This is a genomic window from Clostridium sp. OM05-5BH (assembly GCF_003481505.1).
Lineage (GTDB): Bacteria > Bacillota > Clostridia > Lachnospirales > Lachnospiraceae > Otoolea > Otoolea fessa.
Genome location: NZ_QULJ01000005.1, coordinates 1 through 14,918, shown reverse-complemented (window position 1 = coordinate 14,918; position 14,918 = coordinate 1). Strand labels below are relative to the sequence as shown.

The window sequence follows — 14,918 nt, the reverse complement described above, 5'->3', positions numbered from 1 at the left end:
ATCTCTATCCCTGGTAATAATTTACTTTCGGCATATATTTACTTCCTAGCATCTTATGAAATTCTGGGTATCTTGATTGTTCTGGGTGACGTCCTTTCTTTTCTGTTACATCATTAGCCAGCCATTGTAATGGAATAATGTAAAATAATGGAGTTAAAATTTCATCCATTCCTCCTGGAAGCGAGATAAAACGACCTTTTATTTCAATCTCTTTTTCAAAGCCCTCGTAACCAATAACTGTCACGTGATCCGAATGCTCCTGAGCAAATTGAATCATTCTCTTTATTCGCTCTACTCCAGGTCCCTCGTTTACCAAAAAAATCAAATATGACCACTTTTCAAGACAATGATACGGACCATGCATGTACTCTTCCACATCATATACCTCTACCGGGATTCGCACTCCTTCTAATACCTTAAGAGCCCCTTCTTTAGCTGCAGCTGTTAAAGTACCACCTCCGATAATTGTCACAGATGGAGCAGATTTATACTCCTCCGCAAAATCTTCAATTTCTTCAGATGTACATCTCAAACTTTGCTCCATCCATTTTGGAACTAACGAAATGTCTAATTCCTTACCAGCTAATCCCGCAGCATATAAATACAACATTGCTATAGTCGAAGTAAATCCCTTCGTTTTGGCCCCTACCAGTTCTTCTCCTGTACATGTATCCAAAATCGCCTCAGCACTTTTTCCGCCAGGATTATCAGGCTCGGCTGTTACCATAACGGTTCTAGCCCCATACTCTCTTCCTTTTTCCAAACAATGTATCGTCCCAATACTACGTGCCGTCTGTGAAATTCCTAAAATCAGCGTTTTCTCATCTAGTCGATAATGTGGATAGTAATACAAAAAATCAAATGGGGTAAACACCTGAACCTCTGCATTGAACCATTTTGTAAATGCATATTTAGCCGCAATTGCTGTATGAAGTGAGGTTCCAGAACCAATTAAATAGATTTTATCAAATGGACCTTTTCCCACTATAGAATACACACTATCACACACTTTTTCTGCATTTTGGCAAACTCTTCTAATTGTGTCTGGCTGTTCCAATATACAGCTCTTCATGGTTTGCTTCATTCTATGTATGCCTCCCAACTCTTGTATTTTTCTCTATTTTATTTTTTTACCTGTATGTCCTGCTCTTCGATTTTTTTTGAAGCAAAATTAATTGCTCCTAGAGCTCCTGCTTTTCCTCCCAAGTTTGCCAAACAAATATCCGCCTGAATTGGCGTAAGCCTGCCAACCTCCTCTCGAATCCGCTGAATCACAGATCCCATAGAATCAGAAACTCCACCGCCTATTACAACCTTCTCTGGATTTAAAAGACTAATCGTATTGGCTATCGCAACTGAAAAATCACGAACAAATTTGTCTATTACCGGTATTACTGAGGCATCTCCTCGGCTATATGCTGTAAATAATGCTTCTGCCGAACCAACAATTTGATCCAGTGCCGAGCCAGAACATTTTTTTTCTAAAATTCCCTGTTGTCCTAATTTATTAATTTCCCCTTTTTCCACATCAGAACTTTCTAAATAATATCCTAATTCTCCTGCTCTTCCTTGAGCCCCCAATACCAACTGTCCACCACATACTAATGCTCCGCCAATACCTGTTCCCAATGCAATAAACAACATATCATCCGTCTGTTCACCTGAACCTATCCAACGTTCACCTAATGCTGCCAGATTCACATCATTTCCGACATACACTGGAAATGAAAAATATTCATTCATTAAACTTTGCAAAGGAAATTGATTCCACGATAATGCTTTGGCACGCACCACTGTTCCATCTGAATCCACCGTTCCCGGGACTCCAATTCCCATGCCAAATATCATTTCTCGTTTAATTCCTGCTGCTTCTAATGACTCCTCTACAATCTGGACTAATTCCTCAAACTGATTTTTGGTTGGTATTTTTTTTTCGTACACAATATTACCCACCAAATCTGTTATCAAAAACAAAAGTTTTGTTCCGCCAATATCCATGCCAATACAATACGCAGATTTTGGATTAAATCCCAACATAGTAGATGGGCGTCCAACCCCTGATGGAGACATACAGTCTCCATACTCAACTAGGAGCTTTTTCTTAATTAATTCATCTACAATCGCACTAACTGTTGTTTTACTTAAATTTAATGCCTTTGATATCTGTGCACGGCTAATCGGCTGTTTCTCCTTGACCATATTCAGAATCAATGTCCGATTAATTTTTCGTATTAATTCTAAATGCCCTAAATTTCCATTCTTCTCCATATTACACCCCTTACTCACTTAATTAGTTCAGTGCACTTACTAATTCTTTTAAAAATTACCTCTCGTATTAAGCAAGAGGATTTATATATAAAATACACTTTTATTATTCTGTTTTCAATAGGATTTTTCAACAAAATATCTTTATATTTTCGTAAAAATTACCAAAACGCGTTTCACATAATTTGTTTCTTCAGAAAACTAAATGACACTTTCAAGATACACGTCCATATATGCTGAACTCTTTTTGCAATGCAATTGATAATTCATAAAATCAATTATATCTAACAAAAATGCAATTACAAACCAAAGATGACAGTAACTGTCAACCTGTAACGAATCAACAATTTCAAGAATGTTTTTACTAACCTTCTATATGGTTCCACACATACCCATGCAGTAGAACTTTCAACATTTCCTTATCTCGCTCTTCCCAGGTGGCTTGTACATTCTCCATATCGAACATGGGCATTCTTCGTAAATCTGATATGCTGAAATCTCCCAAGAGCAGGCGTGGCAAAGGCAACTGAAAGAAACGATAGCAACAAAAAACAGGTCCGGACGCACGGAGAGTAATCAGTGTATCTGAACCTAGCTTTTCTATGGTCTTTCCGATGAATAGCTTGGCTGGCTTTTCATTGAGATTTCTTATGCTTTTTTCGTTGACATTTAATACTGTTCAATGTATCATATAATCAAGAAATGGGTTTGTTACCGTACAGCTATTGCTCAAGCGGGGTGCTCGTTTCTTTTTTATGTTCACCATGTCATACAGATATAAATTTCCGTCTGTAGCATGTCGTATCAACATTTCTATCCTGAATATATTAAATCATTCAAGAATACCTCGGTGCTCTTGTATCCAAAAGCAGACGCACCCTTTCTTACTTCCTCGAACATTTTTCCGCATCGATCGCCAGCACAAACATTAATGCATCCAGTGCATATTCCGGCTCATTTACCTGAATCACATACGTGTCCGTCATATGGAACAGCTCTTTGCTGACACTGGCAACCGAATATCCCCTTTGATCGAGGATATTATAATCCCATTCCATAATCGAACCGTCGATATGCCAGCCATTGTAATCAATATTGTAATGCGGCATCAGGAAAGAGAATTCTTTACTCAAGCATCCGATATAGGTGCCTTTTTTATATATCTCAAATTTTGGCAGAAATGTCAGTACACGCTGAACAACCATTCCAATTTCATTGCCGTCTGCATCATATATCACCAACTTATGGCCCCAGGACAACTGGCCTTTTACCACATATACTGTATTGCCAAACTCATCATAAATATCATAACTGTCAAACCACGAAAATAACCGCTGTTTAAATAAAAGCTTCATAAAATCACCTCAAATATCATAATCCGTTCTCTTTTGTCCTCGCCCGGAAACAAATCCGATGTGTCAATCTCATCATAAAACATTAGCTGTTCCTCCGTCATCAGACAACTGATATATTCCTCCGATGGATAATAAAAAAACAGCAGTATCTCTCTCGGATTTTCGTAATAGGACTCATATATCCTGGCAAGAACAGAGTGCAATATCTCTACCGAAAATGGATTGAAAAAATAACACCGGTCCACTTCTGGAGGAAGCTCATAGTTCTCCGCACTGCTTAAGATAAAGGAAGTACGGTTTCCGGACACTGCCGTCTCCTTATTTTCTGCTGCCCCCTGATAAATACGTTCATCGTATTCGATTCCGATTGTTTTACTCCTTGTCTGATAGGACAAGTAAAAACAGACTCTTCCCTTGCCGGTTCCATAGTCCAATAAGGTATTATTCTTCCGAATTAATCCGCTGTTCGCCAACCGTTCCAGAACCACGTATGCCGTCGGTTCGTATGGGTATCGGTATTGATCCGCATGCGAATCATCTCTGCCGCTTGTTCGGATTTTCAGAAATCTATCCCATTGGGTCTCATTTTGGTTCATGGTATATCTCCCGTATCATTTACTCGATTCTTATATCTACAGAATATAGGAAATTGGCGGCGCTTGTCAACTTGCAGCTTTGGAAAGAAAAACATTGCAAATATGTAAATCTCCCATCGTCTTATTATGGGCAGATCTTGTTGTTAATTCTTGGCAAATCTCATATTTCGTACTATAACTATTCTGTACCGTTTTCTCTGTACTGGGCATCTGCTTCCGTAAAGAGAATGTGCCTTGTCACATTCTCTCGCCGGGCGCGGTCGCTTGCAGCATGATTCACAAGATACGGAACCATTCCTTAGGTTTTATTACGAAAGAAGGCTTTTTATGATTTCCCATCTCCTTACCTTAACTGCCTGGTCTATGACGCCGCCCGCAGTCTGGTCTCCCTTTCATTTAGTATTTATGCTGATCGGCATCCCGCTCGCCGCCTTTGCCGCATGGAAATTGCGGACGCGCTCCGAAGCGTTCCGTCTGCATCTGCTCTTTGCCTGCGGTGTTTTTCTGGCATTTTCCGAGGTCTACAAACAGCTTTTTCTCTATTACATAGAAAACAACCGGCACTACGACTGGTGGTATTTTCCATTCCAGCTCTGCAGCCTGCCGATGTACCTCTGCCTGCTACTGCCCTTTGTTCCGCATAAATATCAACGTATTTTTTGCACTTTTATGTATAATTACAACCTGCTCGGTGCCGTCATGGTGTTCGTCGATCCGTCCGGTCTGATGCACCCGTACTGGACGCTGACCCTGCATGGATTTATCTGGCATATCCTTCTGATCTTCATCGGACTGCTCATCGCCTTTTCCCGCATGGTGCTGCCAACCGCCAAAGGATTCTGGCAGTCTACAGCTGTATTTGCGGTCGGATGTGTCATCGCAACCATCATCAATGTTACCTCGCATCCGTATGGAAACGCGGATATGTTTTATATCACGCCGTACTACGCAACCACGCAGATTGTGTACTCCCAGATCGCTGCTAAATTTGGAATTTTTGCCGGAAACGCAGTGTACGTGCTTTCGATCATCCTGGGTGCCTGGCTGCTGCATCTCGTATATGAAATTCTCTCCCACAGAACCTGCCACTGACAGCCTCTTCCAGATGCATGGCAACTTTAAAAGAGCGCCAGCCCCGCATTCACAGCCGGGCAGACGCTCTTTTCTATAATAGCTCAATTAATTCACTGTCACGGTAAAATCCACTGAAACGACTCTGTAACAATGGATTTTACCCTTTTATTTTTATTTACTGAATCTCGCTATGGAACTCCTGCAGGGACTTAACCTCCAGATGTCCGTTCTTCTTGATACTTCTCAGAGCCTGTACGGTAGCCTTTGCTGCTGCCATGTTGGTGAAGTACGGAATCTTCGCCTTTACAGCCGCCTTACGGATGTAGCTGTCATCGCCTCTGCCCTTCTTATCGTTCGGGGTATTGATAATGATTGCCACTTCTCCGTTGGTAATCTTATCTAAAATGTTCGGACGGCCTTCGTTGATCTTGCATACCTTCTCAGCCGGAAGTCCTGCTGCTACCATCACATCACAGGTTCTGCCTGTACCCATCAGGGTAAAGCCACACTCGTAGAAGCCTCTTGCAACCTCGATAAGCTCTATCTTATCCTTGTCATTGACACTCAGGAGGACAGTTCCTGAGGAAGGAAGACGTGTCTGGGTTGCTTCCTGTGCCTTGTAGATAGCCTCACCAACGCTGGTGGACATACCAAGAACCTCACCGGTGGAACGCATCTCCGGTCCAAGTACCGGGTCAACCTCCGGGAACATCTTGAACGGGAATACCGGCATCTTAACACCGTAGTGCGGAATCTTCTTCTCTTTCAGTGCCGGAACCGGTGACGGACGGCCTGTTAAGTAGGAAGTCATGATATCCGTTGCCAGTTTTACCATCTTGATGTTGCATACTTTAGATACCAGCGGCACGGTACGGGATGCTCTCGGGTTTGCCTCCAGCACGTATACTTCGCCGTCCTCGATTGCATACTGCATGTTCATCAGACCTACAACGTGCATCTCTTTTGCAATACGGCTTGTGTAATCACGGATTGTCTCTACCTGATCCTTGGTCAGATTTCTGGACGGAAGGATACAAGCGGAGTCACCGGAGTGGATACCTGCCAGCTCGATATGCTCCATAACAGCCGGAACAAATACGTTCTCGCCATCGCTGATAGCATCTGCCTCACACTCGGTTGCATGATGCAGAAAACGGTCAATCAGGATCGGACGATCCGGAGTTACACCGACAGCTGCTCTCATATAGAAGGTCATCGCTTCATCGTCATGAACAACCTCCATGCCGCGGCCGCCAAGTACATAGGACGGACGAACCATAACCGGGTAACCGATCTTATTCGCAATCTCTAATGCGTCATCAACGGTAACTGCCATGCCTGACTCCGGCATCGGAATCTGCAGTTTATCCATCATCGCACGGAACAGGTCACGATCCTCTGCCATGTCGATGGTTTCCGGAGTTGTACCCAGAATATTGACACCATATTTCTTCAGGTCTGCTGCCAGGTTCAGCGGTGTCTGGCCACCAAACTGTGCGATAACTCCCAGCGGTTTCTCCTTATGATAGATGCTTAATACATCTTCCAGAGTCAGCGGCTCGAAATACAGTTTATCGGAGGTATCATAGTCTGTAGATACGGTCTCTGGGTTGCAGTTAACGATAATTGTCTCAAATCCAAGCTCTTTCAGAGCGATAGCTGCATGTACGCAGCAGTAGTCGAACTCAATACCCTGACCGATACGGTTCGGACCGCCGCCCAGAATCATGATCTTCTTGTTGTCGCTGCACGGACTCTGATCCTTGATGTGATAGCTGGAGAAGTAGTATGCAGAATCCGGTGTGGCACTTACGTGTACGCCCTCCCAGCCTTCTACGATACCTTCTTTGGTTCTTGCATCGCGGATCTCTTCCTCTGTAACGCCTAACAGCTCGCTTAAATATTTATCTGCAAAACCGTCCAGCTTCGCCTGGCGGAGAACCTCAACCGGCGGAACCTCGCCCTTATACTGCATCAGGCTTTCTTCCTCTTCTACCAGTTCCTTCATCTGCTGGATGAAGTAATGTTTAATCTTGGTTAATTCGAACAGCTCGTCTACGGTAGCGCCCTTACGAAGTGCCTCGTACATAATAAACTGACGTTCGCTGCTCGGAACATGCAGCATCGCAAGCAGTTCTTTTTTTGTCTTCTTATCGAAGTCTTTCGCATGACCAAGACCGTAGCGGCCTCTCTCCAGGCTTCGGATTGCCTTCTGGAATGCCTCTTTGTAGGTCTTTCCGATACTCATAACCTCGCCGACTGCCTTCATCTGGGTTCCCAGCTTGTCCTCTGCGCCTTTGAACTTCTCAAATGCCCAGCGTGCAAACTTGATAACGATATAGTCGCCGGACGGAACATACTGATCCAGAGTACCGCTCTTGCCGCATGGAATCTCATCCAGAGTCATACCGGTTGCCAGCATCGCTGATACCAGTGCAATCGGGAAACCAGTTGCCTTGGATGCCAGGGCGGACGAACGGGAGGTTCTCGGGTTGATCTCGATAACAATATCACGGTCTGTCTTCGGATCGTGTGCCCACTGTACGTTGGTACCGCCGATTACCTGGATTGCTTCTACGATCTTGTAGGATTTCTCCTGCAGACGTTTCTGTACTTCTTCCGAAATGGTTAACATCGGAGCAGAACAGAAGGAATCTCCGGTGTGTACGCCCAGCGGATCAATATTTTCAATAAAGCAGACAGTGATCATGTTGTTCTTCGCATCGCGGACAACTTCCAGCTCAAGCTCTTCCCATCCAAGGATAGACTCCTCTACCAGAACCTGACCAACCATGCTGGCCTGCAGGCCTCTTGCACACACGGTCTTCAGTTCTTCTACGTTATATACAAGACCGCCGCCTTCGCCGCCCATGGTGTAAGCCGGACGAAGAACAACCGGATAACCCAGTTTATCTGCGATTGCCAGTGCATCCTCAACGCTGTAGGCAACCTCACTTCTAGCCATCTCGATGCCCAGGCTTTCCATTGTATGCTTAAACTCGATACGGTCCTCACCACGCTCGATAGCATCAACCTGAACGCCGATTACTTTAACATCATATTTATCCAGAACACCTGCTGCTGCCAATTCGGAGCAGAGGTTCAGTCCGGACTGTCCACCCAGGTTCGGGAGCAGCGCATCCGGGCGCTCTTTTTCAATGATCTGAGTCAGACGGTCTACGTTCAGCGGCTCAATATAAGTCACATCTGCTGTCTCCGGATCCGTCATAATCGTAGCCGGATTGGAATTGACCAGCACAATCTCATAGCCGAGTTTTCTCAGTGCCTTGCACGCCTGTGTTCCCGAATAATCGAACTCACACGCCTGTCCGATAATGATTGGACCGGAACCGATAATCAATACTTTGTGAATGTCATTTCTCCTCATGTTTTCTCCCTCTCATTGTCTGCTGTTTTTTTGCTTTAAAAAAGCGGCCTCCCGGATCAACTAAAAATCAAGCACCCCCGCGGTGCCTTCACGCGCGTCTGTCTGATCTTCCGTCACCCTGACAGCCTCCGCCAATCGCAGCTCTGCCAGACCCCAGTTAGCCATTATCAGCATTATAATAGAAAGCGCTTTATTTGTAAACAAAAAATTTTACAAAAATCGATCTTTTTCGCTTTTCAAATTTGATCTTCTATGATATTATAGTAAAGATATACTGGGGTGTTTATTTTGTCCAAAAGGCAGATTTAGACCCTCTTATTTTCGTTCCTGCGCGAGAATGTGCCAAGGCACATTCTTTTTTATTATCTTGTCCTACGAAAATCCTACGAAAAGGAAAGGGGTTATCCATTATGAAAAAAGTTGTCATCATCGACGGTCAGGGCGGACGCATGGGGCGCGCTCTCGTAGAAGAAATCCAGAAACTCTGTCCCGGACAGCCGCTTCTCGCGCTCGGTGCCAACACCACTGCCACTGCCGCGATGATGAAAGCCGGAGCTGCCATGGGCGCCACCGGAGAAAACCCCGTTCTCGTCGCCTGCCGCGATGCCGACCTAATCATCGGACCAATCGGCATCGTCATTGCAGACTCCCTCTTAGGAGAAATCACCCCCGCCATGGCAGCCGCCATCGGACAAAGCCGCGCCCAGAAAATCCTGATTCCTGTCAGTGGAAGCTCCTATTGCCGCCATATTTTAGTAGGAACACAGAATTTACCAATGAATGAATATATCCATTTGGCGGCAGAGGAAGCAGCTGCCTACCTGAATCATATTTAAAAAATGCACGAAGCTGAACTCTCATCGTTCCGCTCCGTGCATTTTTCTCCCGGTTTCTTTATCCTTCAAAACCTGCATCTTCAACTCATCCACCCCGGAAAATTTCATCTCCGGCCGCATAAAATCTAAAAAATGAACCTCTATCTTTTTCCCATACAGGTTTTCATCCAGATCATAGATATATGTCTCCGCACCCGCCGGTCGTTCCCCGGCAATCGTCGGTTTTTTTCCAATATTTGTGATACTTCCATAAGAAGCACCATCAATCACCGTCCGGGAGAGATATACCCCGAACGCCGGAAGATGTTTCTGGATTCCCGGCAGGATATTCGCCGTCGGAAACCCTAGGGTGGAGCCTAAATGCTCCCCGTGTACCACCTGTCCGCTGATCCGGTACTCGTATCCCAACAGTTCATTCGCCTTGCGGATATTTCCCTTCGCCAGCTCTTCCCGGATATAGGTGCTGCTGATCTCGCGATCGCCGTCCATCGCCTTTTCAACGATCGACACCTCATATCCATATTTCGGTGCCAGTTTCCGAAGCAGTTCAGCATCGCCCTTCCGCTGGTAGCCAAAATGGCAGTCCGGACCGGACACGATCGCCTTTGCGCCCATCTTGCCGACCAGAATCTCGGCAACAAACTGTTCCGGGTCCATATGTGCGACTTCCTGGTTGAACGGATATTCCACCAGATACTCCACCCCCGCCTCGCGCAGGTTCTCCTCGCGCTCCTCGTTGGTCGTGATCATCGTCTGCAGCTTTCCCCGGATCAAGGTTCCCGGTGCCGTCTCAAAGGTAAACACCGCTGGTTTATATCCTTTTTCCCGATACCGCATCACTTCCCGCAGCAGCTTCTGATGTCCTCTGTGAAGGCCGTCAAACTTACCGATCGTGACCGCAGTCGGCTCTTTTATCTGAAATTCTCTGGTTCCGGCAAAATACTGCATCTTACTCTCCTCCCAGAAAGATCTTACGTGGTTTCCATTGTTTCTTCTCCGGCTGATAGGCATAGAGACCGATAAACTGGTTCGCGCTGTCATAGACGCGGATGATTCCAGAATCCGGAAGTACCATCTCTGAGTTTCCATCCGCAGAAACCTGGTGTTCAGCCAAACTGCTTCCGATCTGCACTAAGCAGCCGTCTCTCGATCCCAGCCCCTTCGGGAATGGATTTCCATTCTGCAGAAGCTTATCCAGAACTTCGCTCTCCGACACATACGCCGGGCAGTCCTCAAACATTCCATCCACCGGCACGATCCTAGCCTCGATCTGACCGGCTTTCGCCAGCGCTTCCACCTCGGACAGGCGCAGGCTGTCCCCGATCGCAAATCGATCGACGCGGGTGCGGATCAGTTTTTCCATACAGCCGCCGCATCCCAGCTTTTCACCGATGTCATGGCACAGGGTACGGATGTAGGTTCCCTTGGAACAGGTCACGGTCATCGTCACACGCGGCAGTTCCACCGCATCTATCTGAAGATCATAGATTTCCACCGGACGTGCTGCCCGCTCTACCTCTTTTCCGGCTCTCGCCAGCTCGTAGAGCTTCTTTCCGTTGACCTTAAGCGCCGAATACATCGGCGGTACCTGCATATACGGACCAACAAAGCTCTCCGCCGCCCCGCGGACTGCCGGTTCTGTCAGCTGTTCCGTCGGTTTCTCCGAAAGAATCGTTCCTGTCGTATCCTGCGTATCGGTTTCGGTTCCCAGCAAAAGAACTGCCTGATACGTCTTTCTCTTATCCGTCAAAAGGTCGCACAGCTTCGTGCCCTTCCCCAGACATACAGGGAGTACGCCCTCCGCTGCCGGATCGAGCGTACCCGTATGACCGATCTTTTTCTGTCTCAAAATGCCCCGGAGCTTCGCCACCACATCGTGGGACGTAAACCCCGGTTCTTTATAAATGTTTATCACACCGTGAAACATAAAATCTCCTAAAAAATCAGAACTATTACCGTCCATGCGCTGTGCACCTGAAAGCAGGCAGCGCAATCAGCAACAGAACCTCCTATTCCTCCCTACGGGCATCCATCTGTTTCTCAATATGTCCCGTCAGGTTGTTGATCACATCCCTCGGATGTCCCTGCATCGTGCAGCCCGCCGCGTGGATGTGTCCGCCGCCGCCGAAATACGCCGCCACCTTGCTCACATCGACATAGTCGTTGGAACGAAGGCTGACCTTGTACTCGTTGAACGCCTTTTCATAGATGAAAATGGCACATTCCACTCCTTCGGTAATCCGGAGCTGATCGATAATGCCATCCAGATCGTTCGTATCGACACCGTAAAACTCCATTTCTTTCTGGGAAACCACACTGAAAATACATCTTCCATCCAGAATCCGTGTACTGCCAAGCAGCGCTTTTCCGAGAATCTGGTTCTGTGCGTAGGTCTTGCGGTAAAAGCTGTCGTCGATGATCTTCGCCGCGTTCACGCCTTTTTCCATCAGCGCGCCCGCGATTTCCATCGTTTTCCGGGTCGTTGAATTGTACTTAAATACACCTGTGTCATGCACAATTCCGGTATAGAGACACTCTGCCGCCTCCCTGCTGATCTTTGCCTCATCAAGAAGCGTGTATAACACTTCGCTGCAGGAGCTTGCGTCCGGAATGATGTAATTTTGTTCTGCAAATCCTGTATTGGTTCTGTGATGATCGATACAGAGTGTCTTGGCGGCGCTGTCAAAATAGACCGCGTAGGCGCCCAGACGCTCTTTGTCGCTGGCATCCAGCGTAATGCACAGATCAAACTGTTTTTCCGGCACAATCTCGGTATGAATTTTCTCAAAATCATTCATATAAGAAAATTTAGCAGCCGGATGGTCGAGAAACAGTTCTGCCTCTATCTGCGGATAATTCTCCCGCAGATAGTTAAGCAGTCCCAGAGTCGTTCCGATACAGTCCCCGTCCGGATGGATGTGACCAAGCAGTACGATGTGCTCCGCCCCTTCCAGTGACGCCTCTAAGATATTTTTACTCATTTTCTTCCTCATCTCCCGATTCTGAGTCTCTGAGGTTTTCAGTTACTTCATCGATCAGGCGGGTCATGTGTACACCGTACTCAATCGACTGATCGAGAATAAATGTAATTTCCGGCGTATTCCGTAAATTAATGCGTTTTGCAAGCTGGGTGCGGACAAATCCGACAGCACTTTTCAGTCCCTGGATCGTATCCTTCGCCGCTTCCTCGTTGCCTAACACGCTGATATACGCCTTGCAGTACTTGAGATCCGGAGTTACCTCCACGGAGACAACCGTTGTCATCGGATGAATCCGCGGATCTTTCAGCTCACGGCTGATGATGGAACTCAGCTCTCTCTGTACTTCACTGTTAATTCTTGTATTTTTAATGCTATTTTTACGCATGAATCCCTCTGCCTTTCTAGCGCGGAACCTCTACCATCGCATATGCTTCGATCATATCGTCTTCCTGCAGATCGTTGAACTTCTCAAATACAAGACCACACTCGTATCCGGAAGCAACTTCCTTCACGTCGTCCTTGAAACGCTTTAAGGATGCCAGCGGACCATCGAAGATCTGCTCGCCGTCACGGGTAATACGTGCCTTGCAGCCTCTCTGGAATTTACCATCCAGGACGTAGGAACCAGCGATAGTACCAACGCCGGAAGCCTTGAAGGTCTGACGTACAACGGCGTGACCGATTACCTGCTCCTCGTAAATCGGGTCAAGCATACCCTTCATCGCTGCCTCGACATCCTCGATTGCCTGATAGATGACGCGGTAGAGACGAACGTCTACTTTCTCACGCTCTGCGATGGACTTCGCGGTTGCGTCCGGGCGCACATTGAAACCAATAATGATCGCGTTGGATGCGGCTGCCAGACTGACGTCGGACTCGTTGATCGCACCAACACCGCCGTGGATGACCTTGACTACGACTTCCTCGTTGGACAGCTTCATCAGGCTCTGTTTTACTGCCTCGACAGAACCCTGTACGTCTGCCTTGACGATCAGTGGAAGTTCCTTTACATTTCCTGCCTTGATCTGGGAGAACAGATCGTCCAGGGAAAGCTTCATCTTTGTATCTTCAATTAACTTATTCTTGCTCTCAGAGATAAAGGTTTCTGCAAAGCTTCTTGCCTCTTTCTCGTTCTCCGGCTGTACAAATACCTCGCCGGCGTTCGGCACGTCATTAAGACCCAGAATCTCGACCGGAGTGGACGGACCAGCCTCTTTGACGCGGCGTCCCTTATCGTCCATCATCGCACGGACACGGCCGTAGCAGGCGCCTGCCGCGATCGGATCACCGACATGCAGGGTACCTTTCTGTACCAGGACGGTCGCAACCGGACCTTTACCCTTATCCAGCTCCGCCTCGATGACAAGACCTCTCGCATTACGGTTCGGGTTTGCCTTTAACTCTTTAACCTCTGCGGTCAGAAGGATCATCTCAAGCAGTTCCTTGATACCTTCCTTGGTATGTGCAGATACCGGAACGAAGATGGTGCTGCCGCCCCAGTCCTCCGGAACCAGTTCGTACTCGATAAGCTCCTGTTTTACCTTCTCGATATTGGCACTCGGCTTATCGATCTTGTTGATCGCTACGATGATCTCAACACCTGCTGCCTTCGCATGGTTGATCGCCTCGATGGTCTGCGGCATAACACCGTCATCTGCTGCAACAACGAGAATTGCAATATCAGTGGATTTTGCACCACGCATACGCATTGCGGTAAATGCCTCATGTCCCGGCGTATCGAGGAATGTGATCTTCTGTCCGTTGATCTCTACCATGTACGCACCGATGTGCTGGGTGATACCGCCTGCCTCTTTTGCAGTTACATTGGTCTGGCGGATTGCATCCAGAAGGGAGGTTTTACCATGATCGACATGACCCATAACGCATACAACCGGCGGACGGGTTACCATGTCCTTCTCATCCTCTTCTTCCTCTTTCAGAAGTTCCTCGATGACGTCAACCTTAACCTCTTTCTCACAGAGTACGTCAAACTCCATCGCGATCTCTTCTGCCTGCTCGTAATCTACTTCCTGATTGATGGTGACAACCTTGCCCTGTAAAAAGAGCTTCTTTACAATCACAGACGGCTGAAGTTTCATCTTGTCTGCGAGATCCTTGATGGTGATTACCTCCGGGATCGTGATTGTCTTGATCTCCTCAACCTTTGCCTCCTTCTTCTGCGGCGGCTGAACAGCGCTCTTTACGTTCTTTCCGCCTCTTCCCTTGGAGTGCATCTCTTCCTCATGGTCGATCTTGCTATATTTATCGTTCTTGTAATTATTCTTATTCTGCTTGTTGTTCTGCGGTTTCTGTACAACCGGGCTGTCGAAGGATGGCTTCGGAATATTTAAACCGCCGCGTCCATCGCGTCCGCCTCTCTGACCATCACGGCCGCCCTGATAGCCGCCGCTTCTCTGGCCGTC

At 47.0% G+C, this 14,918-nt stretch carries 12 protein-coding genes; 2 read left to right on the top strand and 10 right to left on the bottom strand.

Features of this window, described 5'->3' with window-relative positions; all coding sequences use genetic code 11:
- Nucleotides 1-4 precede the first annotated feature (4 nt).
- The 4 genes from DXB70_RS07745 to DXB70_RS07730 all read right to left on the bottom strand — a co-directional run bounded on the left by DXB70_RS07745 (nt 5) and on the right by DXB70_RS07730 (nt 4,216).
- Nucleotides 5-1,084: an SIS domain-containing protein gene (locus tag DXB70_RS07745; RefSeq protein WP_118468274.1), complete on the bottom strand. Its 1,080-nt coding sequence runs from the start codon at nt 1,082-1,084 to the stop codon at nt 5-7.
- 38 nt (nt 1,085-1,122) lie between these two features.
- Nucleotides 1,123-2,268, bottom strand: coding sequence for an ROK family transcriptional regulator (locus DXB70_RS07740; RefSeq protein ID WP_117796220.1), 1,146 nt, complete (start codon nt 2,266-2,268; stop codon nt 1,123-1,125).
- 881 nt (nt 2,269-3,149) lie between these two features.
- On the bottom strand, nt 3,150-3,620 hold the full coding sequence (locus DXB70_RS07735) for an LURP-one-related family protein (protein WP_118523041.1): 471 nt from the start codon (nt 3,618-3,620) through the stop codon (nt 3,150-3,152).
- Nucleotides 3,617-4,216, bottom strand: a complete 600-nt coding sequence (locus DXB70_RS07730) for a methyltransferase domain-containing protein (RefSeq protein ID WP_118523883.1) — start codon at nt 4,214-4,216, stop codon at nt 3,617-3,619. Before DXB70_RS07730 ends, DXB70_RS07735 begins: the two co-directional genes overlap by 4 nt.
- Nucleotides 4,217-4,543: 327 nt before the next feature.
- On the opposite strand from DXB70_RS07730, the gene DXB70_RS07725 reads away from it, so the two are divergent.
- A complete protein-coding gene (locus DXB70_RS07725) occupies nt 4,544-5,308 on the top strand; it encodes a YwaF family protein (RefSeq protein WP_118673067.1) in 765 nt (254 codons plus the stop codon).
- Between the two features lie 157 nt (nt 5,309-5,465).
- Here DXB70_RS07725 and carB read toward each other — a convergent pair whose 3' ends face one another.
- Nucleotides 5,466-8,678 (bottom strand): carbamoyl-phosphate synthase large subunit, encoded by a 3,213-nt coding sequence (gene carB / locus DXB70_RS07720; protein WP_107000573.1) that lies wholly within the window; start codon nt 8,676-8,678, stop codon nt 5,466-5,468.
- Nucleotides 8,679-9,088: 410 nt separating this feature from the next.
- Here carB and DXB70_RS07715 point away from each other — a divergent pair, with 410 nt between their 5' ends.
- Complete coding sequence (locus tag DXB70_RS07715) at nt 9,089-9,514, top strand: DUF3842 family protein (protein WP_107000574.1); 426 nt, start codon at nt 9,089-9,091, stop codon at nt 9,512-9,514.
- 21 nt (nt 9,515-9,535) lie between these two features.
- Here DXB70_RS07715 and DXB70_RS07710 read toward each other — a convergent pair whose 3' ends face one another.
- The 5 genes from DXB70_RS07710 to infB all read right to left on the bottom strand — a co-directional run.
- The gene (locus tag DXB70_RS07710) at nt 9,536-10,462 is read right to left on the bottom strand and encodes a bifunctional riboflavin kinase/FAD synthetase (RefSeq protein WP_118468282.1); all 927 of its coding nucleotides are present in this window, start codon (nt 10,460-10,462) and stop codon (nt 9,536-9,538) included.
- 1 nt (nt 10,463) lies between these two features.
- Nucleotides 10,464-11,441, bottom strand: a complete 978-nt coding sequence (truB, locus tag DXB70_RS07705) for a tRNA pseudouridine(55) synthase TruB (RefSeq protein WP_118629111.1) — start codon at nt 11,439-11,441, stop codon at nt 10,464-10,466.
- Nucleotides 11,442-11,523: 82 nt separating this feature from the next.
- On the bottom strand, nt 11,524-12,495 hold the full coding sequence (locus tag DXB70_RS07700; protein ID WP_118570830.1) for a bifunctional oligoribonuclease/PAP phosphatase NrnA: 972 nt from the start codon (nt 12,493-12,495) through the stop codon (nt 11,524-11,526).
- Nucleotides 12,488-12,880 (bottom strand): 30S ribosome-binding factor RbfA, encoded by a 393-nt coding sequence (rbfA, locus tag DXB70_RS07695; RefSeq protein WP_022360140.1) that lies wholly within the window; start codon nt 12,878-12,880, stop codon nt 12,488-12,490. Before rbfA ends, DXB70_RS07700 begins: the two co-directional genes overlap by 8 nt.
- Nucleotides 12,881-12,896: 16 nt before the next feature.
- Nucleotides 12,897-14,918: translation initiation factor IF-2 (infB, locus tag DXB70_RS07690; RefSeq protein WP_270228558.1), on the bottom strand; the 2,022-nt coding region annotated here is incomplete at its 5' end.